General features: G+C 62.6%; 24 protein-coding genes and 1 tRNA gene. 8 read left to right on the plus strand and 17 right to left on the minus strand.

The window, feature by feature from the left end; genetic code table 11:
* Window positions 1-75 precede the first annotated feature (75 nt).
* Both LPA37_RS07335 and LPA37_RS07340 read left to right on the plus strand, forming a co-directional pair.
* On the plus strand, window positions 76-384 hold the full coding sequence (locus LPA37_RS07335; protein ID WP_228975442.1) for a DUF2288 domain-containing protein: 309 nt from the start codon (window positions 76-78) through the stop codon (window positions 382-384).
* Window positions 385-485: 101 nt separating this feature from the next.
* Window positions 486-1868 carry an MATE family efflux transporter gene (locus LPA37_RS07340; RefSeq protein ID WP_407672498.1) on the plus strand — a complete coding sequence of 461 codons (1383 nt, stop codon included), beginning with the start codon at window positions 486-488 and terminating at the stop codon, window positions 1866-1868.
* Window positions 1869-1908: 40 nt separating this feature from the next.
* On the opposite strand, the gene LPA37_RS07345 is transcribed toward LPA37_RS07340, so the two are convergent.
* Complete coding sequence (locus LPA37_RS07345) at window positions 1909-2094, minus strand: hypothetical protein (protein ID WP_228975444.1); 186 nt, start codon at window positions 2092-2094, stop codon at window positions 1909-1911.
* A gap of 180 nt (window positions 2095-2274) precedes the next feature.
* Between LPA37_RS07345 and LPA37_RS07350 the strand changes: the two genes are divergently transcribed.
* Both LPA37_RS07350 and LPA37_RS07355 read left to right on the plus strand, forming a co-directional pair.
* Window positions 2275-2448 carry a hypothetical protein gene (locus tag LPA37_RS07350; protein ID WP_228879086.1) on the plus strand — a complete coding sequence of 58 codons (174 nt, stop codon included), beginning with the start codon at window positions 2275-2277 and terminating at the stop codon, window positions 2446-2448.
* Between the two features lie 479 nt (window positions 2449-2927).
* The gene (locus tag LPA37_RS07355) at window positions 2928-3086 is read left to right on the plus strand and encodes a DUF3309 family protein (RefSeq protein ID WP_228975446.1); all 159 of its coding nucleotides are present in this window, start codon (window positions 2928-2930) and stop codon (window positions 3084-3086) included.
* A gap of 135 nt (window positions 3087-3221) precedes the next feature.
* On the opposite strand, the gene LPA37_RS07360 is transcribed toward LPA37_RS07355, so the two are convergent.
* Window positions 3222-3298, minus strand: a tRNA-Pro gene (locus LPA37_RS07360).
* A 207-nt stretch (window positions 3299-3505) separates the two neighbouring features.
* Here LPA37_RS07360 and LPA37_RS07365 point away from each other — a divergent pair.
* Window positions 3506-3964 carry a SixA phosphatase family protein gene (locus LPA37_RS07365; RefSeq protein WP_228975448.1) on the plus strand — a complete coding sequence of 153 codons (459 nt, stop codon included), beginning with the start codon at window positions 3506-3508 and terminating at the stop codon, window positions 3962-3964.
* A gap of 130 nt (window positions 3965-4094) precedes the next feature.
* On the plus strand, window positions 4095-4913 hold the full coding sequence (locus tag LPA37_RS07370) for a GNAT family N-acetyltransferase (RefSeq protein ID WP_228975450.1): 819 nt from the start codon (window positions 4095-4097) through the stop codon (window positions 4911-4913).
* Between the two features lie 120 nt (window positions 4914-5033).
* Here LPA37_RS07370 and ppx read toward each other — a convergent pair whose 3' ends face one another.
* Window positions 5034-6584: an exopolyphosphatase gene (gene ppx, locus LPA37_RS07375; RefSeq protein ID WP_228975451.1), complete on the minus strand. Its 1551-nt coding sequence runs from the start codon at window positions 6582-6584 to the stop codon at window positions 5034-5036.
* A gap of 233 nt (window positions 6585-6817) precedes the next feature.
* Between ppx and ppk1 the strand changes: the two genes are divergently transcribed.
* Window positions 6818-8881, plus strand: coding sequence for a polyphosphate kinase 1 (gene ppk1 / locus LPA37_RS07380; RefSeq protein WP_228975454.1), 2064 nt, complete (start codon window positions 6818-6820; stop codon window positions 8879-8881).
* A gap of 49 nt (window positions 8882-8930) precedes the next feature.
* On the opposite strand, the gene phoR is transcribed toward ppk1, so the two are convergent.
* The 11 genes from phoR to LPA37_RS07435 all read right to left on the minus strand — a co-directional run bounded on the left by phoR (window position 8931) and on the right by LPA37_RS07435 (window position 21187).
* Window positions 8931-10244 (minus strand): phosphate regulon sensor histidine kinase PhoR, encoded by a 1314-nt coding sequence (gene phoR, locus LPA37_RS07385; protein ID WP_228975456.1) that lies wholly within the window; start codon window positions 10242-10244, stop codon window positions 8931-8933.
* A gap of 111 nt (window positions 10245-10355) precedes the next feature.
* A complete protein-coding gene (gene phoB / locus LPA37_RS07390) occupies window positions 10356-11057 on the minus strand; it encodes a phosphate regulon transcriptional regulator PhoB (RefSeq protein WP_228879101.1) in 702 nt (233 codons plus the stop codon).
* A gap of 27 nt (window positions 11058-11084) precedes the next feature.
* Window positions 11085-11789, minus strand: a complete 705-nt coding sequence (gene phoU, locus LPA37_RS07395) for a phosphate signaling complex protein PhoU (RefSeq protein ID WP_228975458.1) — start codon at window positions 11787-11789, stop codon at window positions 11085-11087.
* 77 nt (window positions 11790-11866) lie between these two features.
* Window positions 11867-12715 (minus strand): phosphate ABC transporter ATP-binding protein PstB, encoded by an 849-nt coding sequence (gene pstB, locus LPA37_RS07400; RefSeq protein ID WP_228975460.1) that lies wholly within the window; start codon window positions 12713-12715, stop codon window positions 11867-11869.
* A 22-nt stretch (window positions 12716-12737) separates the two neighbouring features.
* Window positions 12738-13634, minus strand: a complete 897-nt coding sequence (gene pstA, locus LPA37_RS07405; protein WP_229012164.1) for a phosphate ABC transporter permease PstA — start codon at window positions 13632-13634, stop codon at window positions 12738-12740.
* Window positions 13631-14647, minus strand: a complete 1017-nt coding sequence (gene pstC, locus LPA37_RS07410; RefSeq protein ID WP_228975464.1) for a phosphate ABC transporter permease PstC — start codon at window positions 14645-14647, stop codon at window positions 13631-13633. The genes pstA and pstC overlap by 4 nt, the downstream gene beginning before the upstream one ends.
* Before the next feature lie 117 nt (window positions 14648-14764).
* Window positions 14765-15796, minus strand: a complete 1032-nt coding sequence (gene pstS, locus LPA37_RS07415) for a phosphate ABC transporter substrate-binding protein PstS (protein ID WP_228975466.1) — start codon at window positions 15794-15796, stop codon at window positions 14765-14767.
* Between the two features lie 271 nt (window positions 15797-16067).
* Window positions 16068-17426, minus strand: a complete 1359-nt coding sequence (gene glmM / locus LPA37_RS07420; RefSeq protein ID WP_228975469.1) for a phosphoglucosamine mutase — start codon at window positions 17424-17426, stop codon at window positions 16068-16070.
* Window positions 17427-17476: 50 nt separating this feature from the next.
* Window positions 17477-18343 carry a dihydropteroate synthase gene (gene folP / locus LPA37_RS07425; RefSeq protein WP_407672496.1) on the minus strand — a complete coding sequence of 289 codons (867 nt, stop codon included), beginning with the start codon at window positions 18341-18343 and terminating at the stop codon, window positions 17477-17479.
* 106 nt (window positions 18344-18449) lie between these two features.
* On the minus strand, window positions 18450-20333 hold the full coding sequence (gene ftsH / locus LPA37_RS07430) for an ATP-dependent zinc metalloprotease FtsH (protein WP_228879131.1): 1884 nt from the start codon (window positions 20331-20333) through the stop codon (window positions 18450-18452).
* Between the two features lie 191 nt (window positions 20334-20524).
* Entirely contained in the window at window positions 20525-21187 is a 663-nt protein-coding gene (locus LPA37_RS07435; protein WP_229012166.1) for an RlmE family RNA methyltransferase, read from the minus strand.
* Window positions 21188-21377: 190 nt separating this feature from the next.
* Between LPA37_RS07435 and LPA37_RS07440 the strand changes: the two genes are divergently transcribed.
* Entirely contained in the window at window positions 21378-21908 is a 531-nt protein-coding gene (locus LPA37_RS07440; protein ID WP_228975475.1) for a YhbY family RNA-binding protein, read from the plus strand.
* An 83-nt stretch (window positions 21909-21991) separates the two neighbouring features.
* On the opposite strand, the gene LPA37_RS07445 is transcribed toward LPA37_RS07440, so the two are convergent.
* From LPA37_RS07445 to carB, 3 genes are all read right to left on the minus strand, one after another.
* Entirely contained in the window at window positions 21992-22513 is a 522-nt protein-coding gene (locus tag LPA37_RS07445) for a DUF4149 domain-containing protein (protein ID WP_229012167.1), read from the minus strand.
* Between the two features lie 13 nt (window positions 22514-22526).
* A complete protein-coding gene (greA, locus tag LPA37_RS07450) occupies window positions 22527-23003 on the minus strand; it encodes a transcription elongation factor GreA (RefSeq protein WP_228975478.1) in 477 nt (158 codons plus the stop codon).
* Between the two features lie 144 nt (window positions 23004-23147).
* On the minus strand, window positions 23148-26402 hold the full coding sequence (carB, locus tag LPA37_RS07455; RefSeq protein ID WP_229012168.1) for a carbamoyl-phosphate synthase large subunit: 3255 nt from the start codon (window positions 26400-26402) through the stop codon (window positions 23148-23150).
* Window positions 26403-26517 lie beyond the last annotated feature (115 nt).

Consider the following 26517-nt stretch of genomic DNA (forward strand, 5'->3'; position numbering starts at 1 on the left):
AATCCGGCGCGCGGCAAAGCGGCGCCGTGACGATGGTTTATAGTGTCGGCCGCCCGTCTCGTTTCCCGATATCCCATGACTTCCCCTGACGCAACGCACAGCCCGCTCTATCTGAAACTCCTCGCCGAAACCGCGAAGATCGGCTGGCCCGAACTCGAACGTTTCTTTGCGCGCGGCATGCTGCTGCGCGTGGTGCGCGATCTCGACCTGGTGAGCGTCGCCGAAGCCATCGCCAGCGACGACGCCACGCAGGTCACGCAATGGCTCTCGGCGGGCCTCGTGGAACGCGTGCAGGCCGAAACGGCCGCTGATTTCGCCGCCCGCGACCCGGACCTGTGGGCGGTCGTCGTCTCGCCGTGGGTCTGCGTGCAGGAGCGCGGTTGAACGGCACGGAAAGCACGCGCGACACGAATGGCGTACGCAAGACGACGCCGGACAGCGCATCGCCGACGCCGGGGCAGCCCGATGCCATCGCGACAAGCGCCGTGGAAACTGTCGCGGACGCTGAAACCATCGCGCTCGACGGAACGACCAAAGCCGAAGCCGTTCCCGTGCACTGGCACCGTCGCGTTCTTACGCTCGCTTTTCCGATTGTCATTGCGAATCTGACACAGCCGATCCTCGGCGCGGTCGATACGGCGGTCGCCGGTCATCTGGAGAGTGCGTCGTATCTCGGCGGCGTCGCGCTCGGCGGGCTCTTCTTCAGCTTCGTGTTCTGGGGCTTCGGCTTCTTGCGGATGGGGACGACCGGACTCGTCGCGCAGTCGTTCGGTGCGAACGATGCGGCGGGCCTGAGGATGAACGTTATTCGCGCGCTCATGCTCGCGTTCGTGATCGGCGCCGCGGTGCTTGCGCTGCAGGTGCCGCTGATCGGTTATACGTTGCGTGCGATCGGCGGCAGCGAAGCGGTCCAGCTGCATGCCCGCGTGTATTGCCATGCGCGCATCTGGGCGGCGCCACTTGCGCTCGCGAACTACGTGGTGCTCGGCTGGCTGCTCGGCACACAGCGCGTGCGCCTCGCGCTCCTCACGCAGGTGTTCATCAACGCGGTGAACATCGTCGCCGTGCTGCTCTTCGTCTATGTGTTCGACTGGGGTATCGCCGGGATTGGCGCCGCGACGGCCACCGCCGATGCGCTCGGCTTCGTGCTCGGCGCCGCACTCCTGTGGCATCTGCGCCCGCGCGGACTTCCCGCGCCCGATCGCGCGTCGCTCGTCGATGCGACGGCGCTCAGACGGCTCGTCACGATCAACCGTGACATCTTCGTGCGCACGCTTTGTCTGCTTGGCGCGTTCGGCTGGTTCGCGCATCTCGGCGCGCGCCAGGGCGATACGACGCTCGCCGCCAACGCGCTGCTGCTCAACTTCCAGACGTTCATGGCATACGGGCTCGACGGCTTCGCCCACGCGGCGGAAGCGCTCGTCGGCGCGGCGATCGGCGCGCGCGAGCGCAGCGCGTTCCGCCAGGCCGTCAAGGTGACGATGCTATGGTCGACGCTCGGCGCACTCGGCTTTTCGCTCGCTTACTGGATGGGCGGTGCGTGGATCATCGAGCGCCTGACCGATCAGCCGGCCGTGCGCAGCGCGGCGGAAACGTATCTGCCGTGGGCCGCGTTATCGCCGGTGATTTCGGTGTGGGGTTTTCTGCTCGACGGCGTGTTCATCGGCGCGACGCGCACGCATGAACTGATGAAAGCGATGGCCGCATCGCTGACCGTGTTCGTGGCCGCATCGTGGGCGCTGATGGGTCCGTACGGCAATCACGGCCTGTGGATCGCCCTGCTCGTTTTCATGCTCGCCCGCGGCGCGACGTTGCTGCGCTACCTGCCGCGCGTGACGGCGAGCATCGCGCCCGCGCGCGCGGTTTAGCGCGGCCCCGGTTCGCCGCGTCAGACGATACGGGCTACGCTCACTTCGGCGCGGCGGGAACGTCCGACGGAGTGGGCGTGTCGAGCATCGACGGCGGCCGGTCGTCGGTCGGCACGCCGTGGTAGTCCTGCGGATCTTTGGGTGGTGTCTTGTGATGATCGTTGGGGTTGCTCGTGCAACCGGTCAGGGCGGACAACAGCAGGGCAATCAGGATCGTGCGATTCATGGACTCTCGAAAACAGGGAAAACGTGAGACGCGCCTGCCTGGCACGTCGTTGAAGTAAGTCTGACAGTCTACCTGCAACGCGTTTTCGCTGACGGCATGCGTGCAGTGCACAATGACTCCCCGCTTCGCGATGGCTGACCTACTATGTACACATGGCTGCAATCTTCGAAGGAGGCTGCCATGGACGCTGAATCAATTGCGGGGCTGATCGGCCTCGCCATCGGGCTGCTCGTGCTGGTCGCGCTATCGGTCTTCGAATCGCGAACCTACCGGCGCGAACACAGCGGTGAAGGCATGCTGCATCACTGGCTCGCCGGACATCACGTGCTGGACCGTCTGCATCGCAGACGTTGAGCGTCGGCTCATCGCGCGGAAGAGGTTCTTCCGCGCTCATCGATTATTCTCACCGACATTGCGCGCCCCAGTGTCTGGCGCGTGTGGTGCTGCGCGGCTCATCTGGCGCACGTCACTTCTCGTCAGTTCAAACCGGCTCCGCGTTCGTCTTTCTTCGCACCCGTGTGTTCTCCCTAAAACAAGGGTTAACGCGTGCATCCTTGTTACCGGCGCGTGCAGGAAATACCTTCACCCGACAATCCTCAGATGCAGCCAACGGACCCACGTCGTGCGATGTTGATGGGGAATGAGCAGCGTCACAGCCAGCCGCAACGGCGCTGACGCGGCATCGACGCGGTTTGGCATATCGATTGCTCGAAGTTGCATGGAGCGGCTTCGCGGCCCTCCGCAAAGCCGTTCGATCGCCTCGCCACCCTGCCCTCCTGGCATCGGATCCGCGGCGGCGCGATGTTCCCCGGCCAATATCAAGGAGACGTGAAATGACCATCGGAACCATCCTGCTGATCGTGCTGATCCTGCTGCTGATCGGCGCATTTCCGACGTGGCCGCACAGTCGAGCGTGGGGCTACCAGCCGACTGGCATCCTCGGCATCGTCCTGATCGTGGTGATCGTGCTGCTGCTGATGGGGAGGATCTGAGCGGCGACGCGCAGGTTCAACGATGACGACCGTCGGCAGATCACTGCCCGCAACCTGTTCGCACCCAAAAAGCAAAAACCCGCGAAGCCTGACGGCGACGCGGGTTTTTGCTTAATGCCTGTCTGCTGCTATTCGTGGTCGGAGCGATAGGATTCGAACCTACGACCCTCTGATCCCAAATCAGATGCGCTACCAGGCTGCGCTACGCTCCGACGAATCCGAGATTCTATCGGGGTGGCGATACCCCGTCAATCTTTAATCCCGCCGGACGCAGTGAAACTTCGCCTTGCCGCGTGCGGCGCGAACGTGCGAAAGTCGCGGCAGGCCGCATACACCTGGCGCATCATCTCAAGACAACCATCTTGCATGGGACCAGAGTAACGCGCTAAAGCACGAACTCTGGCCGACAGGAGACGACGATGAACCTCATCCTCTGGCGGCACGCCGAAGCCGAAGACGTCGCATCGAGCGATCTCGCGCGGCAACTCACCGTCCGTGGCCGCAAGCAGGCGCAAGGCATCGCGAAATGGCTGCGCGCGCGCCTCGACGACGACGCCGTCATTCTCGTCAGCCCCGCCGCGCGCACGGTACAAACCGTCGAGCCGTTGACGGACCAGTATCGCGTCGTGCGCGAACTCGCGCCAGGCGCACATTCAAGCGACGTGCTCGCCGCCGCCGGCTGGCCCGGGGGCATCGCGCCGACAGTCGTCATCGTCGGTCATCAACCGACGCTCGGCCAGGTTGCGGCGCTGCTGCTGTCCGGCAACGCATCGAGCTGGCCAGTGAAGAAAGCCGGTCTCTGGTGGCTCGAAAACCGCGAGCGCGCCGGCGACGGGCAGGTCGTCCTGCGCGCCGTGATGAGCCCGGATCTGCTCTGATCCCTACAATCTCCACGCGGCGTGCTTACGACACGTCATGGAATCGTCATCGCATTGCCATGCGAGCGTCACCCGGCGTTACTACATTGGCGGAAAAACGGACTCCTCCTTTTTTCACCAGGAACGCCCCATGCGAGAACTGCCGACGCCTACCCTGCCTTTCGCTTCGATCCTGTCCGAATCGCGCCGCCGTCTGCCGCGCGCCGAAGAAACCGTCACCGCGCAGCATCGCCTGCGTGTCACGTGGGCGAGGACCGACGAAGAACTCCGCGAGGCACAGCGTCTGCGCTACCGTGTATTCGCCGACGAAATGGGTGCGCGTCTCTCCGGCCCCGCCGGCCTCGACGTCGACCTGTTCGATTCATATTGCGATCATCTGCTGGTACGCGATCTCGATACGCTGAAAGTGGTTGGCACCTATCGCGTGCTGCCGCCGCATCAGGCCGCGCGCATCGGCCGCCTCTACGCGGAAAGCGAATTCGACGTATCGCGCCTCACGCATCTGCGCTCGAAGATGGTCGAAGTGGGCCGCTCGTGCGTGCATCCCGATTACCGCAGCGGCTCGGTCATCATGTCACTGTGGGGTGGACTCGCCGCGTACATGATGCAGAACGGCTACGAGACGATGCTCGGCTGCGCGAGCGTGTCGATGGCGGACGGCGGGCATTACGCATCGAACCTGTATGTTTCGCTGCGCGAGAACGCGCTCACCGCGCCGGAGTATCGCGCGTTCCCGCACACACCGCTGCCGGTCGACGAACTCCAGACGGGTGTCGACGTCGCACCGCCGCCGCTCGTCAAAGGCTATCTGCGTCTCGGCGCGAAAATCTGCGGCGCGCCGGCATGGGATCCTGACTTCAACACGGCCGACTTCCTCACGCTCTTCCGTCTGTCGGACATCAACGCGCGTTACGCCAAGCATTTTCTCGGCGACATGCTGTCGCGCTGAGCGCCAGTCCGGCGCACAGTGACAGCGGACCAAAAAACCGGCAGACTGATCGCACAGCCGGCCGGTTTTTTTACGTTGAAGCTACGCGTTTCCGCCGTGACGGAACGCGCATCGCGCGGTTCAATCGTCCGTATAAACGACGCGATACGGAATCCCAACCTTCTCCCACTCCGCGGCTTCCTGAATCAGGCTGTAGTCGGTCAGCGGATTGTTCGCGACCCACTCGCCCGGCAGACGCACCTCGTAGCCGCCGTTCGCCTGCGTGACGAAAATGCCGGGTAGCCCGACGTCGGCACGTCGGCGGCACAGCAGCGACGCGAGCCGCAGGCAGAACAGCAACGGCCATTCCACTTCGCGCGTCTGCGACAGCTTGCCGAGCTTGCCCGCGTGACCGAGCACGAGCGCCGCGAGCCGCGCCTGGTCGGTGCGCGAAAAACCCGGCATGTCCGCGTTGCTCGCGATATACGCGGAGTGCTTGTGATACGCACTGTGTGAAATCGACAGTCCGATTTCATGCAGCGCGGCAGCCCAGCCGAGAAACATGCGGTTCTCCGCGCGGCGCTCGGCATCGTCTTCGTGAAGCTGGTCGTAGAAACGCACGGCGAGTTCGCCAATACGCCCCGCCTGCGCCCGATCGACGCCGTAGCGCCGCATGAAGCCTTCGGCCGTGACCGTGCGCATGTCTTCGTGCTGCGAGCGCCCCAGCAGGTCGTAGAGCACGCCGAGACGCAACGCGCCGTCGGTCGTGTCGACGTAATCGATGCCAAGCTCGTCGAACACCGCGATCATGATCGACAGACCGCCCGCCAGCACCGGAATACGGTCGGCCTTCAGCGCGACGAGCTTCAGCCGGTTGACGTTTTCCGCCTTGATCAGCGCACGCTTGAGCTTTTCGAGGCCGCCGCGCGAAATGCCGTGCGTGACGCCTGGATCGTTGAAATTGTTTGCTTCGACAAGTTCGGCCAGCGCGCGCGCCGTACCCGACGAACCGATCGCCTGGTCCCAGCCGGTCTGTTTGTAGTCGCTCGAGATGATCTGGATTTCACGTCGCGCGGCGAGTTCGGCCTGACGCATCGTGTAATCGTCGACATTGCCTGCGGGAAAAAACGTGCGGCTATGGCTCACGCACCCGATGTACAGGCTCTCCATGCGGATCGGCGTGTAGTGCGAGCCGATGATGAATTCCGTCGAGCCGCCGCCGATGTCCACCACCAGCCGCTGTCCGGCGTTCGCTGGCACGGAGTGTGCTGCACCGGCATAGATGAGACGCGCCTCTTCACGCCCGGCGATGACTTCGATGGGGAACCCGAGCGCGGCTTCAGCCTCGACCAGAAATTCGTCCGCATTCTTGGCGATGCGCAGCGTGTTGGTGGCGACCGCGCGAACGTGGTCGGGATGAAAATCGCGCAGGCGTTCGCCGAAACGCTTCAGCGCGTCCCAGCCGCGCACCTGCGACGCGCGGTCGAGCATCTTGTCGCGGGACAGACCGGCGGCGAGCCGCACGGCTTCGCGTAGCGCATCGACCTGGTAGATCTGGCTACCTGCCCCGGTTTCTTCGACGCGGCCCACGATCAGACGGAAGCTGTTCGAGCCCATGTCCACGGCGGCGAGGAGTTGTGGCGTATTGACCATCGACTGGGCGGACTCCATGCGCGCGAGTGCGGCGTCCATACTGGCTGCCGCAGTGTTCAAAGACGCCATTTTAAGCGTACTGGTCCTCACGATGTCACCCCTCGCGGTTGTGGGTGCGCCATGGTCCCATATACACTGGGTCGAATTCACGACAGGCAGCCGATACGGCGTAAAATTCATGACATTCGTGAATGTCATAAGAACGTCATCATACTGTGAGAATTTCCGAGCGTCCTTTCGAGTTACTAACCGACAATCCATTCTCGCTGCCGATGTCCATCCGCTACCCTCTTCTGAATCGCGAACTGGGCATTCTAGGTTTCAACGAGCGAGTTCTGGCGCAAGCCGCGGACCCCGCCGTGCCGCTGCTGGAACGCCTGCGCTTTATCTGTATCACCAGCAGCAACCTCGATGAATTCTTCGAAGTCCGAATGGCGGGCCTGCATGAGCAGATGCGCGACAACCCGGGCGCGCTCTCGCCCGACGGCATGTCGCTGCAGCACGTGTATGACCTCGTGGTCGAGCGCGCGCAGAAACTCGTGCATCGCCAGTACACGATGCTGCATGACACCGTGCTTACCGCCCTCGAGGAAGAAGGCATCTATTTCCACGGCACCGAAGCGTGGAACGAGGCGCAGACCGAATGGGCGCGCAATTACTTCTTCGACGAGCTGCTGCCAGTGCTGACGCCGATCGGCCTCGATCCCGCGCATCCGTTTCCACGCGTGCTGAACAAGAGCCTGAATTTCGTCGTCGAACTGGAGGGCAAGGACGCGTTCGGCCGCCAGGCGATGATGGGCATCGTGCAGGCGCCACGCGCGCTGCCGCGGCTCGTGCGCATGCCGCAGGAACTATCGGGTTATCCGCACGGCTTCGTGCTGCTCAGTTCGCTCCTGCAACGCTTCGTGAACGAACTGTTCCCGAACCTCATCGTGCGCAGCTGCAACCAGTTCCGGATCACGCGTAACAGCGAGCTCTTCGTCGATGAAGACGAAATCACCAATCTGCGTGTCGCGCTGCAGGGCGAACTGCCCGCACGACATCTCGGTAACGCGGTGCGCCTCGAAGTGTCAGCGGAAACGCCTGCGCATATCGCGCGCCGCCTGCTCGACGAAAGCGAACTCTCCGAAAAAGACTGCTATTTCGTCGACGGCCCGGTCAATCTCGTGCGGCTGATGCAGTTGCCCGAGATGGTGGACCGGCCCGATCTGAAGTTCGTCCCGCACATTCCGGCCATTCCGAGGCAGGTTGCCAACAGCGCGAGCCTCTTCGATGTGATCGATCAGGGCGATGTGCTGCTGCATCATCCGTACGAGAGCTTCCAGCCGGTGCTCGAACTGCTGTTGCAGGCGGCGAAAGATCCGAACGTCGTCGCGATCAAGCAGACGATCTACCGCACCGGCACCGATTCGCCGCTGATGGACGCGCTCATGCAGGCCGCGCGCAACGGCAAGGAAGTGACGGTGGTCGTCGAACTGCTCGCGCGTTTCGATGAAGAGACGAACATCAACTGGGCGTCGCAGCTCGAAGCGGTAGGCGCGCACGTCGTGTATGGCGTGGTCGGCCACAAGTGTCACGCGAAGATGATGCTGATCGTGCGGCGCGTCTCGGTGAACGGCAAGTCGATGCTCAAGCGCTATGCCCACCTCGGCACGGGTAACTATCATCCGCGCACGGCACGGCTTTATACCGACTTCGGCCTGATGACCGCTGACCAGAGAATCTGCGAGGACGTGCATCACGTGTTTCAGCAACTGACGGGCATCGGCGGCGAACTGAAGCTGCACGAGCTGTGGCAATCGCCGTTCACGCTGCATCCGAAGCTCGTCGAGGCGATCCGCGTCGAAGCCGATCATGCGCGCGCGGGCCGCAAGGCACGCATCGTCGCGAAGATGAATGCGTTGCTGGAACCGACGGTCATCACGGAGCTGTACGAGGCGTCGCGGGCGGGCGTGAAAATCGATCTGATCGTACGCGGCGTGTGTTCATTGCAGCCGGGCGTGCCAGGGCTGTCGGAGAACATCACGGTGCGCTCGATTGTCGGACGCTTTCTCGAACATCACCGCATCTACTACTTCTATGCGAACGGCGAGGAGCAGGTCTATCTGTCGAGCGCGGACTGGATGGATCGCAACTTCTTCCGCCGCGTCGAAGTGGCGTTTCCGGTCAACAACCGGCGCCTGAAACGGCGTGTGATCGCAGAAGGCCTTTCGGCGTTTCTCGGCGACAACCAGACGGCGTGGCTGATGCAAAGCGACGGCCATTACCGTCGCCGCCGTCCGGGGAAATCGTCGCGAAATGCGCAGATGAGCCTGCTCACGCGCTTCTGTTCATAGGGTGATCGGGGCGGTGCCGCCCCGGTGCTGCCGGGCTCGCGCCTGCGGTTCAGACCGGCGCGGGTTGCCGCCGCGCCGTGCGCGACACCGGGAAGCGCACCGTGAAGGTACTGCCGCGCCCCACTTCGCTTTTCACTTCCAGTTGCGCGTCGTGCCGTTGCAGCACGTGCTTGACGATGGCAAGCCCGAGGCCGGTGCCACCCGTATCGCGCGAGCGGCTGCGATCGACGCGATAGAACCGCTCCGTCAGGCGCGGAATATCCGTCGCCGGAACACCAAGACCGCTATCGGTGACGGAAAACACCGCGCTGCCGCCGTTCGGCCGCCAGTCGACGTGAATCTTGCCGCCATCCGGCGTATAGCGGATCGCGTTCGTCACGAGGTTGCCGAGCGCGCTCAGGATTTCGGTTTCGACGCCCGTCACCGTCAGCCCTTCGTCGATATCGAACGTGATGACGTGCCGCTCGCCCGACAGGTTTTCTGCGTCGTCCTGCACATGACGGAGCACCGCGCGCATGTCGATCATCTGCTCGCCTGGCGGCTTGTTGTCGCCTTCGAGCGTGGCCAGCACCAGCAGGTCGCTCACGATATGCCGCATCCGCAACGCCTGCTGTTCCATCAGTTCCAGATAGCGTGAACGCTCTGCCTCGGAGAGCGGCAACTCGCGCATCGTCTCGAGAAAACCCGAAAGCACGGTAAGCGGCGTTTTCAGTTCGTGCGAAACGTTCGCGACGAAGTCGCGCCGCATCGCATCGGTGCGCTCGAGTTCGGTGATGTCCTGCGACAGCACGAGCTTGCGATTCTCGCCGTACGGAAACACCTGTACGGAAAGCACGTTCTGACGCTTTTCGCCCATGCCGCGCATGATCAGCATCGCGTCATAGAGATGCGAGTTCAGGTATTTGACGAAGTCCGGCTGACGCACGAGGTGTGTGATGTGCTGGCGCAGATCGCGCTTCGCGTCGAGACCGAAATGCACTTCGGAGATCGCGTTGCACCACTCGATCTGATCGTGATCGTCGAGCATCGCGACGCCGTTCGGCGACGCCTGGATCGCCTGGATAAAACGCGAATGCTGCTGCTCGACCTGGCGGACCTGCGCGTGCCAGCGCTTCGCGAGCTTGTGCAGCCGGTAGTAGATTTCGCCCCAGACGCCCGGAGCACTCGGCACCTCGCCATACACCGGCGCGTCGAGCAGACGCCACAGACGCTGCTTGTGAAACGTACTGAAGCACGTTTGCGCGGCGAGCACGACGATCGCGAGAATCAGCGCCGCGTCGACGTTCACGAGCATGCCAACGCCGACGCATGCGATCGCGAGCAGCACGAGCGACACGATGGAGCGCGCCCAGATGACGTTCATGTTCTACCGATCGAAGAGAGATTCAGGCGCACCGCGAAGGAGCCCTCGCAGCGCTGCACGTGATTGCCGGTGTTCCCGATGTTGCCCGGTATTGCCAGTCACACGCGACGGTCAGGCACTTTTCGCAAGCCGGTAACCGCTGCCGCGTACCGTTTCAATCATAGCATCGCACCCGGCCGGCTTCAGAGCCGCACGTAGACGCTTGATATGCACATCGACCGTCCGTTCCTCGACGAACACGTGATCGCCCCACACCTGATCGAGCAGTTGCGTGCGGCTATGCACACGCTCCGGATGCGTCATGAAAAAATGCAGCAGACGGAATTCGGTCGGACCGAGGTCGAGCTTGATCTCGCTGCCTTCGGCGTGTGCGGCCACGCGGTGTGTCGCCGGGTCGAGCTTCAGGCCGTTGATCGCGACGAGATCCTCGGTCAGCTGCGGCGCGCGGCGGCGCAGCACGGCCTTGATCCGCGCCATCAGTTCCTTCGGCGAAAACGGTTTGGTGACGTAGTCGTCGGCGCCGATTTCGAGGCCGAGCACCTTGTCCTGCTCATCGCCGCGCGCGGTCAGCATGATGATCGGAATGTGCTTCGTGCGCTCGTTGTTGCGCAGGTCGCGTGCGAAGGCGATGCCCGACTTGCCCGGCAACATCCAGTCGAGCAGGACGAGATCGGGCAGCACGTCGCTGATCAGGTTCGCCGCCTGCTCTGCGTTGTACGCGCGGATCGGACAATGTCCCGCGTGCTGAAGATTGACCGAAATCAGTTCGGAAATAGCGGGCTCGTCCTCAATGACGAGAATGCTGCTGGGCATCGGCACCTCTGTATCCTTGTGACGGGGTTAGCTAAGCGCTTCGCGTTCGAGCGCGTCGCGCGACTTGTGTCGCACGTCCGTGCCCTTCACGATGTAAATGATGAACTCGGCGATGTTCTTCGAGTGATCGCCGATCCGCTCGATCGCCTTCGCGATGAACAGAAAATCGAGGCCGACCGAAATCGAGCGCGGATCTTCCGTCATGTACGAAATCAGTTTGCGTACGAACGCGCGGAATTCGTCGTCGATCGCCTTGTCGTCGCGCACGATCTGCGCGGCGGCGACCGTGTCGAGACGCGCGAACGCATCGAGTGCGCGGCGCAGGATCGTCACGGCCATTTCGCCCGACAGCTTGATCTCGGCGATGTTGATCGTGCGCGATGCGCCGTCTTCCATCAGACGCTTCGTGCGCTTCGCGATCTTCTCGGCTTCGTCGCCGGCGCGTTCTAGATTCGTGATGGTCTTCGAAATCGCGATCAGCAGGCGCAGGTCACGCGCGGCCGGCTGACGGCGCGCGATGATGTTGCTGCATTCCTCGTCGATATCGACTTCCATCTTGTTCAGGCGCTCTTCGGCGGCAATCACCTGCTCGGCGATATCGAGGTCGAAGTTGTTCAGCGCTTCCATCGCCTTCACGATCTGCGATTCAACAAGGCCGCCCATTTCGAGCACCTTCGATGAAACGAGATTCAGATCGGCGTCGAACTGGCTGGAGAGGTGTTTGTCGGACATGTCTTGCTCCTGGTGCGCGCTGCATTGCGCTCTTGTGCTTCGCTTGTGTTCGCCGTGCGGTGACGTGCGCCGCGCAATCAGCCGAAGCGGCCGGTAATGTAATCTTCCGTTTCCTTGCGGACCGGCTTGATGAAGATCTTTTCGGTGTCGCCGAACTCGATCAGTTCGCCAAGGTACATATAGGCAGTGTAGTCCGAACAACGCGCGGCCTGCTGCATGTTGTGGGTGACGATCACCACCGTGTAATCGCTCTTCAGTTCCGCGATCAGTTCCTCGATACGGCCCGTCGAAATCGGGTCGAGCGCCGAGCACGGCTCGTCGAGCAGCAGCACTTCCGGACGGATCGCAATGCCGCGCGCGATACACAGGCGTTGCTGCTGGCCGCCGGACAGGCCGTAGCCGCTCTGGCCGAGTTTGTCCTTTACTTCGTTCCACAGCGCCGCTTTCGTCAGCGCCCATTCCACGCGATCGTCCATTTCCGAGCGCGACAGCGTCTCGAACATTTTCACGCCGAACGCGATGTTGTCGTAAATCGACATCGGAAACGGCGTCGGCTTCTGGAACACCATGCCGATGCGCGCGCGCAGCAACGAAATATCGCGTTTGGACGTGAGCAGATTTTCGCCGTCCATCAGGATTTCGCCTTCCGCCCGCTGCTCCGGATACAGCGCGAACATCTTGTTGAACGTGCGCAGCAGCGTGGACTTGCCGCAGCCGGACGGCCCGATGAACGCGGTCACCTTGCCTTCGGGGATGCGCAGGTTGATGTTCTTCAGCGCGTGATACTTGCCGTAGAAGAAGTTCAGGTCGTTGACCTCGATCTTCGGCGCGCCCGGCGCGAGCGCGTTGTCGCCCTCCACGGGACCGGAGCCGGCGGGCGCCGCGGAACGCGCGGCGGTGTTGAGGTGACTTTCTGCCATGTTCATCGGATGACTCCGCCGTAACTCATTACTTGTTCGAGAAGATCGTGCGCGCGAGGATGTTCAGACCAAGCACCCCGAGCGTGATCAGGAACACACCCGCCCATGCGAGCGATTGCCATTGCGCAAACGGACTCATCGCGAACTTGAAGATCGTGACGGGCAGGTTGGCAACCGGCTGGTTCATGTTCCATGTAAAGAACTGGTTCGACAGCGCCGTGAAGAGGAGCGGCGCCGTTTCGCCGGCAATCCGCGCGACGCCCAGCAGCACACCTGTCACGATGCCCGCGATCGACGCCTTCAGCGTGATCGACATCACCATCTTCCACTTCGGCGTGCCGAGTGCGAAGGCGGCTTCGCGCAACGCGTTCGGCACCAGCTTCAGCATGTTTTCGGTCGTGCGGATCACGATCGGAATCTGCAGCAGCGCAAGCGCAACCACCCCCGCCCAGCCGCTGAAATGCCCGAGTTTCGCGACCATCAGCGCGTACACGAAGAGGCCGACAACAATCGAAGGCGCCGACAGCAGGATGTCGTTGATGAAGCGCGTGATGCCCGCAAGCCAGCCCTTCTGACCGTATTCCGCGAGATAGACGCCAGCCAGAATGCCGATCGGCGTGCCGATGAAGGTGGCGAGCAGCACGAGCATCAGGCTGCCGACGATCGCATTCGCGAGACCGCCGCCGTCGGTGTTCGGCGGCGGCGTCGACTGCGTGAACAGCTCCACCGACAGACCGCCGACGCCCAGATGCAGCGTGGTGTACAGAATCCAGATCAGCCACAGGAGACCGAACGCCATCGCGCCGAGCGACAGCGTCAGCGCGACCGCATTGGTCGCGCGGCGACGCCGTTGCAGGCGCTTGCGCATCGCTTCGAGCGCAGCGCCATCGGTCGAACCGGGCATGATGTTCAGAGGCTGGCTCATTTCGCGCCCTCCGCTTTTTCGAGGCGAAGCAACATGAGCTTTGAGATCGCCAGCACGATGAACGTGATCACGAACAGGATCAGGCCGAGTTCCATCAGCGCCGACGTGTGCAGACCCGGGCTCGCTTCGGCGAACTCGTTGGCGAGCGCGGACGTGATGCTGTTGCCCGGCGAGAAGAGCGACACGTTGTCGAGCAGATTGGTGTTGCCGATCACGAACGTGACAGCCATCGTTTCACCCAGCGCGCGACCGAGGCCGAGCATCACGCCGCCGATCACACCGCTCTTCGTGAACGGCAGCACGATCTTCCACATCACTTCCCATGTGGTGCAGCCGATGCCGTACGCCGATTCCTTCAGCAGCACGGGCGTGACTTCGAACACGTCGCGCATCACCGACGCGATGTACGGAATGATCATGATCGCGAGAATCACGCCGGCACACAGGATGCCGATGCCGATCGGCGGGCCGCTGAAGAGCGCGCCAAGATATGGAATGCCGCCCAGCAGATGACCTAGCGGCTTTTCGAAGTACTCTGCGAAGATCGGCGAGAAAATCAGCAGACCCCACATGCCGTACACAATCGACGGAATCGCGGCGAGCAGTTCGATCGCGATGCCGAGCGGCCGGCGCAGCCACGCGGGCGAGAGCTCGGTCAGGAACAGCGCGATGCCAAAGCTCACCGGCACCGCGATAATCAGCGCGATGACCGATGTGGCGATCGTGCCGTAGATCGGAACGAGCGCGCCGAACTTCTCGCTGGGGGGATCCCATTCGGAGGTCCAGAGAAAGCTCAGGCCGAATTTCTGGATCGTGGGCATCGAGGCCACGATCAGCGACACGATAATGCCACCGAGCAGCAATAAGGTGACGATAGCGGCCGCACGCGTGAGACCGCCAAAAATGACGTCGCCGGCGCGACTGGGCGCTTTCTGCTGCGCCTCGCTGCCAGGCGGATTCGAACGGGGCGCACTGGCCTGAGGCGAGCCAGATGCTAGAGGAAGGTCGGACATGTCAGCCTTGAGAGCCTGTGATTCCTGAAGCTGCGCGGCACGATGCCGCCACAGCCGTACTGCAAAACCGCCTGGCCTCACACGAGGCCAGGCGGGAACATCGTCAGACGATACAGTTTAATCCGCGAGCGTCTTGCCCGAGGCGTCCTTGATTTTCGACTTCCACTGCGTGCGGATTTCAGCCGTCACCGAATCCGGCAGCGAGATGTAGTCCAGATTGTTTGCAGCCTGGGTACCGTTCTTGAACGCCCAGTCGAAGAACTTCAGCGTTTCCGTGCCTTGCGGCGCCTTGTCCTGCGTGGTGTGCAGAAGCACGAAGGTTGCGCCGACGATCGGCCATGCGTCCTTGCCCGGCTCGTTCGTCAGGATCTGGTAGAACGACTTCGACCAGTCTGCACCCGCTGCCGCGGCCTTGAACGTTTCCGTCTTCGGCTCGACCACGGTGCCCGTCGAATTCTTCATGGCGACGTAAGTCATGTGGTTCTGCTTCGCGTACGCCCATTCCACGTAGCCGATTGCGCCCGGCAGACGTTGCACGAAGGCCGCGACGCCGTCGTTGCCCTTGCCGCCCGTACCCGTCGGCCAGTTGACCGTTGCGCCTTCACCGATCTTCGACTTCCAGTCTGCGTTGACCTTCGACAGATAGTTCGTCCAGATGAAGGTCGTGCCCGAACCGTCGGCGCGGCGAACCACGGCAATGTCGGTATCCGGCAGCTTGACCTTCGGGTTCAAGGCGACGATTGCCGGATCGTTCCACTTCTTGATCTTGCCCAGATAGATGTCGCCGAGCACTTCGCCCGACAGCGTCAGTTCACCCGCCTTGATGCCCGGCACGTTGATAGCCGGGACCACGCCGCCGACCACCGTCGGGAACTGGAACAGGCCGTCTTTCGCGAGTTCGTCGTCCTTCAGCGGGGCGTCCGAGCCGGCGAAATCGACCGTCTTCGCAACGATCTGCTTGATGCCGCCCGACGAACCGATACCTTGATAGTTGACCTTGCCGCCGCCCGTCTTCGCGTAGGCGTCCGCCCACTTCGTGTAGATCGGTGCTGCAAACGTGCTGCCCGCGCCAGTGATGTCGGTGGCGTGCGCTGTGATCGCGAAAAGTGCGCCAGCCATGCCAGCAAACGCGGTGTGCATCAATTTCATGAGACCTCCAGAGTGTGAGCGGATTACACAACACCGCGAAGGATAGGGTCTATTTATGACAGTAACGTGACGTTACGTGAAACGTGCGTGACGGTACGGTTACCCGGATGAAAGGCACGCTGGGAGGGGCTGAGGCGGGAATCCGGACCATGTTTGCAGCGGCGGATATGGCGCGCGATATGGTGCGGCGGGATTTGGGGCGGGATTGGGTCGCGGAATAATAGCTCCGGCAAGGTGCGCCCCTTGCCGGAACGGGTCTGACGAAACGACTTTACGTTGTCGCCTGCTTCACGACGTTCGCGATAGCCTCGGCATGCTGCACCGCATCACGCTCGTGGCGCGCTTCGACCATCACGCGCAGCACCGGCTCCGTGCCGGAGGCGCGGATCAGCACGCGACCGCTGCCGTCCAGCGCGCCTTCGGCTGCCCGGATGGCTTGCTGGATCGCTTCATTGCCCTTCCAGTCGGCGTCGGGCTTCATCCGGACGTTGATCAGCTTCTGCGGGAACAGCGTCACGCCGTCGAGCAGTTCAGCGAGGGTCTTGCCGCTGCGTTGCATCGCGGCCAGCACGAGCAGCGCCGAGACGATGCCGTCGCCGGTCGAATGGCGGTCCAGCGAAAGGATATGTCCCGATCCTTCCGCGCCGAGCTGCCAGCCGTGTTCGCGCAACTGCTCCAGCACGTAGCGGTCGCCGACCGCCGCGCGCACGAACTTGACGCCCGTTCGCTTCAGCGCGACCTCGATCGCCAGATTGGTCATCAGCGTGCCGACCGCGCCTTCGACCTTGCCGTCGGTCGCGATCCGGTCCTGAACCAGCACGTACAACAGTTCGTCGCCGTTGTAAAGGCGCCCCGTCGAATCGACGATCTGCAGGCGGTCCGCGTCGCCGTCGAGCGCGATCCCGAGATCCGCGCGATTGGCCCGCACGGCGCGCACGAGCGCGTCCGGCGCGGTGGCGCCGACGCCGTCGTTGATGTTGAAGCCGTTCGGCGCGACGCCGATCGGAATCACGTCGGCGCCGAGCTCGTGGAAAACGTGCGGCGCGACGTCATAGGCCGCGCCGTGTGCGCAGTCGATGACGAGCTTCATGCCGCGCAGGTCGTACGCGGCCGGGAACGTGCTCTTGCAGAACTCGATGTAGCGGCCGGCCGCGTCATCCAGCCGGCGCGCCTTGCCGAGCTGCTCGGAAGCCGCGCAGTCGAGCGGCTGGTTCAACTGCTCTTCGATCTGCGATTCGACTTCGTCCGGCAACTTGTTGCCGTCGGCGGAGAAAAACTTGATGCCGTTGTCGTAGTACGGATTGTGCGACGCGCTGATCACCACGCCCGCCGCCAGACGCAGCGCCCGCGTCAGATACGCGATGCCGGGCGTCGGCATCGGGCCGGCCAGCATCACGTCGACACCCGCCGCCGAAAAACCCGCCTCCAGCGCCGCCTCGAGCATGTAGCCCGAAACGCGCGTGTCCTTGCCGATCAGCACGGTGGGCCGCGCGCCTGTTTTCGCCCAGCGGTCCGCGCCGGCCAGCACCTTGCCGGCCGCGTAGCCGAGGCGCAATACAAAGTCCGGCGTGATCGGCGCGTCGCCGACCTTGCCTCGAATACCGTCAGTCCCAAAATAGCGACGTGCCATTGCCAGATGCCCTCTCTTCGTACCGATATGTTGCGTTATGAGTTGCGTTGTTAGTTGCGATCTGCGGCATCGCGCAGCGCCGACCATACTTTCAGCGCGTCGACGGTCTCGGCGACATCGTGCACCCGGATGATCGCCGCGCCACGCTCCGCCGCGCAGACGGCTGCCGCGACGCTCGCCGCGCCACGCTCGGGCGCGGAGCGCCCGGTAACGGCGCCGAGCATCGACTTGCGCGACATGCCGGCGAGTATCGGAAACGGCGCTTCGCTGCGTGGCGCCGTATCGCGCAAGGCCGCCAGCAGCGCGTAATTGTGTTCGACGACCGCTTTCCCGAAACCGAAACCTGGATCGACGCTGATCCGCGCCTTCGCGACGCCCGCCGCCGTCAGGGCGCCGACCCGTTCTTCGAGAAACTCACGTACCTCGCGAACGACATCGTCATACACCGGCTCGCCGGTCTGCATCGTCTGTGGCTCACCGAGCATGTGCATCACGCACAGACCGCACTGGCTGTCGCGCACGACATCGATCGCGCCAGGCATACGGAAACCCCAGATGTCGTTGATCAGGTCCGCGCCGGCAGCCAATGCGTGTCGCATGACCTCCGGCTTGTATGTATCGATCGACAGCGGCACATTCGCGCCGCGCAACTGCTCGATCAGCGGAATCACACGTTCGAGCTCTTCATCGAGCGGCACGGGCGGCGCGCCCGGACGCGTCGATTCACCGCCGATGTCGATGATGTCGGCGCCGTCGAGCAGCATCCGCTCGGCCTGGCGCAGCGCATCGGCCTGGGCGACGAAGAGCCCGCCGTCGGAAAACGAATCAGGCGTGACGTTCAGAATGCCCATGACCAGCGGACGTTCGAAGGACAACGTGAACCGGCCGCATTGCATCGGCTCGGGTACAGCATGCATCAGAAGATCGGCGTTCGACACTGCGGGAAACAGTTCAGGAAGGGAAAGAAAATGCAAAACGGGCCGGTGTGGAATCACACCGGCCCGTAACGTGTTGCGGCTCCGGTCACGCCGGCGCGGTGGCGCCAGGCTTGACTTCGGTGCCCGTGCTGCCACCGGACGCGTCGCTTGCCGGTGGCGGCGAGCTCTTCGGCGAGCGCGGCGGACGGCCGGCCATGATGTCGTTGATCTGATCGGCGTCGATCGTTTCCCACTCCATCAATGCGGCGGTCATCGCTTCGACCTTGTCGCGGTTTTCATCGAGCAGGCGCTTCGCGAGGTTGTACTGCTCGTCCAGCACGCGGCGGATTTCAGCGTCGACCTTCTGCTGCGTCGCTTCCGAAATGGTGCGCGTGAAGCCACGACCAAACGGCGACGCATCGTTTTCGTCATCGACGTAGACCATCGGCCCGAGCGCATCCGTCATCCCGAAACGCGCGACCATGGCACGCGCGGTGGCGGTTGCCTTGTTGAAGTCGTCCGATGCGCCGGTGCTGATCAGGTTCAGGAACAACTCTTCGGCAACACGGCCGCCGAACAGAATGGCCAGACGGTCGAGCAGATAATCCTTCGAGTACGTTTCGTTGTCGTGCTCGGGCAATTGCCACGTGACGCCCAAGGCACGGCCACGCGGGATGATCGTGACCTTGTGCACCGGATCGGCCTTCGGCAGCAGCTTGGCGATCACCGCGTGACCCGACTCGTGATACGCCGTGGCGCGCTTCGCGTCTTCGCGAATCACCGCGGACTTGCGCTCCGGACCCATGAAGATCTTGTCCTTCGCGTCTTCGAAGTCGTTCATTTCGACGATGCGCTTGCCGCGACGCGCGGCAAAGAGCGCCGCTTCGTTCACGAGGTTCGCCAGATCGGCGCCCGAGAAGCCCGGCGTGCCGCGCGCGATGACCGCCGCGTCGACGTCGTTCGAAATCGGCACCTTGCGCAGGTGAACCTTCATGATGTGTTCGCGACCGCGAATGTCCGGCAGACCGACATATACCTGACGGTCGAAACGGCCCGGACGCAACAGCGCCTTGTCGAGCACGTCCGAACGGTTCGTCGCAGCGATCACGATCACGCCGGAGTTCGCTTCGAAGCCGTCCATCTCGACCAGCATCTGGTTCAGCGTCTGTTCACGTTCGTCGTTACCGCCGCCCATGCCGGCGCCGCGATGGCGACCGACCGCATCGATTTCGTCGATGAACACGATGCACGGTGCGTGCTTCTTCGCCTGTTCGAACATGTCGCGCACGCGAGCCGCGCCCACGCCGACGAACATTTCGACGAAGTCCGAACCCGAAATGCTGAAGAACGGCACTTTCGCTTCGCCGGCGATGGCGCGCGCGAGCAGCGTCTTACCCGTGCCCGGAGGGCCGACGAGCAGCACGCCACGTGGAATGCGACCGCCCAGCTTCTGGAATTTCTGCGGATCGCGCAGGAAATCGACGAGTTCGGAGACTTCTTCCTTGGCTTCGTCGCAACCGGCGACATCGGTGAAATTGATGGCGTTGTTGTTCTCGTCGATCAGACGTGCACGGGATTTGCCGAACGAGAAAGCACCGCCTTTCCCGCCGCCCTGCATCTGTCGCATCATGTAGAACCAGAACCCGATGATGAGAATCGTGGGCCCGAGGTAATACAGCGCCGAGACAAGTGCGTTCGGTTCTTCATCAGCCTTGCCGCTAACCTGGACGCCGTACTTCATCAGATCGCCGACCATCCAGATGTCGCCTGGCGACACGATCTGGTACTTCTGGCCGTCTGCTGGAGTGACCGTGAGGTTCCGCCCCTGGACAATAACGTTCTTGACCTTGCCGTTCTTCGCGTCGTCCATGAACTGCGAATAGGAAACGCCTTCCTGGACACGGGGCTTGTCGAACTGCTTGAACACCGTAAACAGCACCAGTGCGATAACCAGCCACACTGCTGCCTTCGAAAACATATTGTTGTTCAAAGCACCACTCCTTCACTCATAGACGGGCGCCTACATTTGCCTTGCGGCACCACTTAAGGCATTCTAATCCAGTCCGCAGACCCCTGCCATAACCATTCACTACCGCGAAAATAGCGCCTCGCGCTACTCCGGCGGCGGCTTCCGGCCATCGGAACATGCCGCGCTTTCGCGCTTCACCTTCATTCCGGCGATCAGTTCGGTCGCTTCAGATGCTTGCCCAAAATAAACGTTTCGGACGATTTATCGCGGGATGCCTTCGGTTTGCGGGCAGCCACGGTTTTAAACTGCTGCTTGAACTTTTCAACAATCTGGCTATAACCGCTGCCGTGAAAGCACTTGACTAAAAGGGCTCCATCCGGCTTCAGATGGTTCTGGGAGAATTCCAGCGCGAGGTCGCACACATGCTCGATCCGCGCGGCGTCCGCCAGCGCCACACCTGACAGGTTGGGCGCCATATCCGAAATTACAAGGTCGACCTGGCGCGCGCCCACCATTTCCTCGAGTTGCGCGAGTACGCTGTCCTCGCGAAAGTCGCCCTGAATGAAGTGGACATCGGCCACAGGCTCCATCGGCAGCAGATCGAGCGCGATGATCGTGCCGTCGATGCCGCCCTGGCGCTCGTCGTCGCGCTTCGAGCCCTTCGCGAGCTTGTTGCGCGCGTACTGGCTCCAGCTGCCCGGCGCCGAGCCGAGATCGACGATGACCTGGCCCGGGCGGATCAGCTTGTCCTGCTCGTCGATTTCCTTGAGCTTGTAGGCTGCGCGGGCACGATAACCCTCCCGCTGCGCCATTTTCACGTACGGGTCGTTGATATGATCGTGCAGCCACGCCGTGTTGAACTTGTTTTTTGCCATTAACCGATGATCTCTTGCTGCGTGATGTCGCGCTTTTAGCGGATAATACGCGTTTAATTCGCGTGGCCGCCGCTCGTTGAGCAGTGTTCCGCGCTTCCATGTTGTCCTGACGACGGATAGTCCTGCGCGAAAGCCGAAGTAATCGGGGCTGCTGCGGGCGCCGTCATTTTAGTCGAGTCTCCCACTTCACATGCCCGCCCTCAAAGTCTCCTCCGACCAACGCGCCGAACTGCGCTCCCAGGCTCACGCGCTCAAACCGGTCGTGCTCGTCGGCGCCGAAGGGCTGACCGATGCCGTCCTGACCGAGATCAAGGTTCACCTGAAGGCGCACCAGCTGATCAAGATCCGGGTATTCGGCGACGAACGCGAAGAACGGCTCGCGGTCTACGAACAGATCTGCGACCGGCTGAACGCCGCGCCAATCCAGCACATCGGCAAGCTGCTGGTGATCTGGAAGCCGGAATCGGCCCAACCTGCCGTGAAGGCGAAACGTGGTGCGCTGCCGAGTGCCCGTGAAGCCGCCGCCGAAGAAGCCAAACCGGGCAAGGGCCGCGCGCCGCGCGTCGTGAAGGTCGTGAAACCTTCCGAAATCCCGATGCGCAAGCCGAAAACGAAGGCAGTTCTGGTGCGCGGGAACGAACGCGTCACGCAGGGCGGCAATATCAAGCGCGCCAAGAAGCGCCAGACCAGCGCAAAGCGTCAACACCAGACGTCGAAGTAGTCAGGCGGATTCGCGCGCGGCACGCCGCGCGCGAATGCCGGAATGAACGGCAGCCGGAACGGGTGTGAATTTCAACCCGACTCTCAGCCCGTAACCTTGCCCGCATCTGCATCACGGCGCACAGCCGGCGCTGCCGGCGCGCACACGCCGACCGGCAGCATCCACACAAGCGCAAGACCAAGCACGCTCTCGATCAGATAAAACAGGGTCGACACGCCGTGCAACATGCCAAAACGCGCGGCATAGGCGGAATGCCCGACATCCGTGCCGGCGTTCAACGCAGCCATACGCCATGCGTCCATGAACGGCTGCAGCGCGAAATAACCCACCAGCACGCAAAGCAGCATCGCGGCCGTCAACCAGCGAAGCCGCCGATACGCGTTGTCGCCGCGGCGCACGAGCACATTGCCAAGCACCAGCAGCAACACACCGCACACCGCACCCAACATCGCCTCGATGCGAAACAGCTGCGCCGCGACCGATCCCGCCGACATCCGCGAAAGCGATGTAAACAACACAGGCGCGACGGCGTAACCGATCGTGAACAGACTGCCGACCCACACAACGGTCAGCAGCCGGAACACACGATGAGGCGTCAGGGACACAGTGCGCCTTTCGTCAAACGTAGCGGATCACGACGATTTCGTACTCGCGCACACCGCTCGGGGCCTGCACCGATGCGACATCGCCCTCCGACTTGCCGATCAGGGCGCGCGCGATCGGCGAACTGATCGAGATGAGGTCGTGGTCGATATCGGCTTCGTCGTCACCGACGATCTGGTAAGTGACCGTAGCGCCTGAATCCAGGTCCTCGAGTTCGACGGTCGCGCCAAATACCACGCGGCCATCCGCTTCGACGGCTGCCGGATCGATCACCTGTGCACCGGCGAGTTTCGACTCGATCTCCGCGATGCGGCCTTCGATAAAGCCCTGCTTTTCTTTTGCAGCGTCGTACTCGGCGTTTTCCGACAGATCGCCCTGGGCACGCGCTTCCGCAATCGAATTAATGACCGCCGGACGTTCAACCGATTTCAGGCGCTGCAGTTCGTCGCGCAACATTTCTGCGCCGCGCTTCGTCAATGGAATAGTGCTCATAAACAACTCATGTAACAAAAAACAGCCGTAAAAAAATCGCCGCGGTTAAGTGCATCCCGGAGGAACCTGGCCGGAACTGGGGCCAGTGCCTTGTGGGACGCCGCTTAACCGCGGCACGTACGTCTTTGACTCGGAATCGAAGCCTTAGTTTAGGCGAGCATGGAGTCCTTGTAAATCATAGACTTCCAGGTCCCGGAGATAACGCAGACCTTCCACGGCGGCACGGGCACCCGACATCGTCGTGTAGTACGTGACCTTGTTGGCCTGCGCGCTCATCCGGATCGAGCGTGAATCGGCGATTGCGGCGCGGGTTTCGTCGACCGTCGTGAAGACGAGCGCGATCTCGCCGTTCTTGATCATGTCGACAATGTGCGGACGGCCGTCCTTCACCTTGTTGACGACCTTGACCGGCACACCCGCCGCCTCGATTGCAGCCGCGGTGCCCCTGGTCGCGACGATCGGATAGCCGAGTTCGTGCAGCATGCGCGCGACTTCGACGGCCTTCGGCTTGTCGGCGTCCATTACGGTCAGCAGCACCGTGCCGCTTTCCGGCAGACGCGAACCCGCCGCCAGCTGCGACTTGAAGAGCGCCTCGCCGAACGTCTGGCCCACACCCATCACTTCGCCGGTCGAACGCATTTCGGGTCCGAGGACCGGATCGACGGTCGGGAATTTCACGAACGGGAACACCGCTTCCTTCACGCTGAAGTATGGCGGATTGACTTCCTTCGTGACGCCCTGCTCCGCCAGCGTCTGGCCGACCATCGCGCGCGCGGCGATTTTCGCGAGCGGCAGGCTCGTCGCCTTCGAGACATACGGCACCGTGCGCGACGCACGCGGATTCACTTCGAGCACGTAGATCACGTCCTCTTTCGAACCGTCCGCTCGCGGCACCTGCTGGATCGCGAACTGCACGTTCATCAGGCCGATCACGTTCAGCGCCCTTGCCATCGCGCCGGTCTGGCGCTTCAGTTCGGCGATCGTTTCCTTCGACAGCGAATACGGCGGCAGCGAGCAGGCCGAATCGCCCGAGTGGACGCCTGCCTGCTCGATGTGCTCCATCACGCCGCCGATGAACACGGCTTCGCCATCGGAGATGCAATCCACATCGCATTCGATCGCGTCGTTCAGGAAGCGGTCGAGCAGTACCGGCGAATCGTGCGACACCTTCACGGCCTCGCGCATATAGCGCTCGAGGTCACGCGGCTCGTGGACGATTTCCATCGCGCGGCCGCCCAGCACATACGACGGGCGCACGACGAGCGGATAGCCGATTTCGTCCGCGAGCTTGAGCGCTTCGTCTTCGGCGCGCGCGGTGCGGTTCGGCGGCTGACGCAGGTTCAGGTCCTGCAGCAGCTTCTGGAAGCGCTCGCGGTCTTCGGCTGCGTCGATCATGTCCGGCGACGTGCCGACGATCGGCACGCCGTTCGCTTCGAGGTCGAGCGCGAGCTTCAGCGGCGTCTGGCCGCCGTATTGCACGATCACGCCGACCGGCTTTTCCTTGTCGACGATCTCGAGCACGTCTTCGAGCGTCAGCGATTCGAAGTAGAGACGATCGGACGTGTCGTAGTCGGTCGAAACGGTTTCGGGGTTGCAGTTGACCATGATCGTTTCGTAGCCGTCTTCGCGCATCGCGAGCGCGGCGTGCACGCAGCAGTAGTCGAACTCGATGCCCTGGCCGATCCGGTTCGGACCGCCGCCCAGCACCATGATCTTTTTATTGTTCGTCGGATTGGCTTCGCACTCTTCCTCGTACGTCGAGTACATGTACGCGGTTTTCGTCGCGAACTCGGCCGCGCACGTGTCGACACGCTTGTACACCGGACGCACGTTCAGTTCGATGCGACGCTTGCGCACTTCCGTTTGCGTCGCGCCCAGCAGCTTCGCGAGGCGGCGATCCGAGAAGCCGCTCTGCTTCAGATACTTCAGTTCTTCCTTCGAAAGGCTCGCGAGCGTGCGACCCGCCAGCGCATTTTCCTTCAGGATGATCTGTTCGATCTGCGCGAGGAACCACGGGTCGATCGACGTTTCTTCGAAAATTTCCTGCTGCGTCATGCCGACGCGGAACGCGTCGCCGACGTACCAGATGCGGTCCGGACCGGCTTCGCCGATCTCGCGGATGATTTCGTCGCGGCTCGTGGTTTTTTCGTCGAGACCGTCGACGCCCACTTCGAGACCGCGCAGCGCCTTCTGGAACGATTCCTGGAACGTGCGGCCGATCGCCATCACTTCGCCGACCGACTTCATCTGCGTCGTCAGACGCGGATCGGCTTCGCGGAATTTCTCGAACGCGAAACGCGGGATCTTCGTGACGACGTAGTCGATCGTCGGTTCGAACGACGCCGGCGTCTGGCCGCCGGTGATTTCGTTCTTCAGTTCATCGAGCGTGTAGCCGCATGCGAGCTTCGCCGCGACCTTCGCGATCGGGAAGCCCGTGGCCTTCGAAGCCAGCGCCGACGAGCGCGACACACGCGGATTCATTTCGATCACGATCATCCGGCCATCTTTCGGATTGATCGAGAACTGCACGTTCGAGCCGCCCGTGTCGACGCCGATCTCGCGCAGCACCGCGAGCGATGCGTTACGCAGGATCTGGTATTCCTTGTCGGTGAGCGTCTGCGCCGGCGCGACTGTGATCGAGTCGCCGGTGTGGATGCCCATCGGGTCCAGATTTTCGATCGAGCACACGATGATGCAGTTGTCCTTCGTGTCGCGGACCACTTCCATCTCGTACTCTTTCCAGCCGAGCAGCGATTCTTCGATCAGCAGTTCGCGCGTGGGCGACAGATCGAGACCGCGCTTGCAGATCTCTTCGAATTCGTCACGGTTGTATGCAATGCCGCCGCCCGAGCCGCCCAGCGTGAACGACGGACGGATCACGACCGGATAGCCGCCGCTACCCGTTTCCGACGCGATCAGCGCCTGCACGGTGAGCGCTTCTTCCATCGAATGCGCGACGCCTGACTTGGCCGAACCGAGGCCGATCTTCGTCATCGCGTCCTTGAACTTCTGACGGTCTTCGGCCTTGTCGATCGCTTCCGGCGATGCGCCGATCAGCTCGACGTTGTACTTCGCCAGCACGCCATGGTGATGCAGATCGAGCGCGCAGTTGAGCGCGGTCTGGCCGCCCATCGTCGGCAGGATCGCGTCCGGGCGCTCCTTCTCGATGATGCGCTCCACCACTTCCCATGTGATCGGCTCGATGTAGGTGACGTCGGCCGTGTTCGGGTCGGTCATGATCGTCGCGGGATTGCTGTTGACGAGAATGACCTTGTAGCCTTCCTCACGCAGCGCCTTGCACGCCTGCGCGCCCGAGTAATCGAACTCGCACGCCTGGCCGATGATGATCGGACCCGCGCCGATGATGAGGATGCTCTTGATGTCTGTCCGCTTGGGCATAACGCTCTCGCTAATGTATTCCTGTGTTCTTGCCGTGGCGCGCTGCGTGCTGGCATCTGCCTTGGGTTACCTCGCGCCAGCCTTTCTGCCTGGCGCTGTCCGCCCGCCGCGTTTC

The organism is Paraburkholderia gardini (assembly GCF_907164545.1).
GTDB lineage: Bacteria > Pseudomonadota > Gammaproteobacteria > Burkholderiales > Burkholderiaceae > Paraburkholderia > Paraburkholderia gardini.

Excerpts from the sequence above, each read along its gene's own strand:
- glmM (WP_228975469.1), bottom strand. The coding sequence starts at position 17,426 with ATGGCACGTCGCTATTTTGGGACTGACGGTATTCGAGGCAAGGTCGGC.
- phoB (WP_228879101.1), bottom strand. The coding sequence starts at position 11,057 with ATGCCCAGCAGCATTCTCGTCATTGAGGACGAGCCCGCTATTTCCGAA.
- pstC (WP_228975464.1), bottom strand. The coding sequence starts at position 14,647 with ATGTCCGACCTTCCTCTAGCATCTGGCTCGCCTCAGGCCAGTGCGCCC.
- pstB (WP_228975460.1), bottom strand. The coding sequence starts at position 12,715 with ATGAACATGGCAGAAAGTCACCTCAACACCGCCGCGCGTTCCGCGGCG.
- LPA37_RS07345 (WP_228975444.1), bottom strand. The coding sequence starts at position 2,094 with ATGAATCGCACGATCCTGATTGCCCTGCTGTTGTCCGCCCTGACCGGT.
- LPA37_RS07435 (WP_229012166.1), bottom strand. The coding sequence starts at position 21,187 with ATGGCAAAAAACAAGTTCAACACGGCGTGGCTGCACGATCATATCAAC.
- LPA37_RS07370 (WP_228975450.1), top strand. The coding sequence starts at position 4,095 with ATGCGAGAACTGCCGACGCCTACCCTGCCTTTCGCTTCGATCCTGTCC.
- LPA37_RS07350 (WP_228879086.1), top strand. The coding sequence starts at position 2,275 with ATGGACGCTGAATCAATTGCGGGGCTGATCGGCCTCGCCATCGGGCTG.
- carB (WP_229012168.1), bottom strand. The coding sequence starts at position 26,402 with ATGCCCAAGCGGACAGACATCAAGAGCATCCTCATCATCGGCGCGGGT.
- LPA37_RS07440 (WP_228975475.1), top strand. The coding sequence starts at position 21,378 with ATGCCCGCCCTCAAAGTCTCCTCCGACCAACGCGCCGAACTGCGCTCC.
- folP (WP_407672496.1), bottom strand. The coding sequence starts at position 18,343 with ATGCATGCTGTACCCGAGCCGATGCAATGCGGCCGGTTCACGTTGTCC.
- ppk1 (WP_228975454.1), top strand. The coding sequence starts at position 6,818 with ATGTCCATCCGCTACCCTCTTCTGAATCGCGAACTGGGCATTCTAGGT.
- LPA37_RS07335 (WP_228975442.1), top strand. The coding sequence starts at position 76 with ATGACTTCCCCTGACGCAACGCACAGCCCGCTCTATCTGAAACTCCTC.
- phoR (WP_228975456.1), bottom strand. The coding sequence starts at position 10,244 with ATGAACGTCATCTGGGCGCGCTCCATCGTGTCGCTCGTGCTGCTCGCG.
- pstA (WP_229012164.1), bottom strand. The coding sequence starts at position 13,634 with ATGAGCCAGCCTCTGAACATCATGCCCGGTTCGACCGATGGCGCTGCG.
- phoU (WP_228975458.1), bottom strand. The coding sequence starts at position 11,789 with ATGTCCGACAAACACCTCTCCAGCCAGTTCGACGCCGATCTGAATCTC.
- greA (WP_228975478.1), bottom strand. The coding sequence starts at position 23,003 with ATGAGCACTATTCCATTGACGAAGCGCGGCGCAGAAATGTTGCGCGAC.
- pstS (WP_228975466.1), bottom strand. The coding sequence starts at position 15,796 with ATGAAATTGATGCACACCGCGTTTGCTGGCATGGCTGGCGCACTTTTC.
- LPA37_RS07365 (WP_228975448.1), top strand. The coding sequence starts at position 3,506 with ATGAACCTCATCCTCTGGCGGCACGCCGAAGCCGAAGACGTCGCATCG.
- ppx (WP_228975451.1), bottom strand. The coding sequence starts at position 6,584 with ATGGACGCCGCACTCGCGCGCATGGAGTCCGCCCAGTCGATGGTCAAT.
- LPA37_RS07355 (WP_228975446.1), top strand. The coding sequence starts at position 2,928 with ATGACCATCGGAACCATCCTGCTGATCGTGCTGATCCTGCTGCTGATC.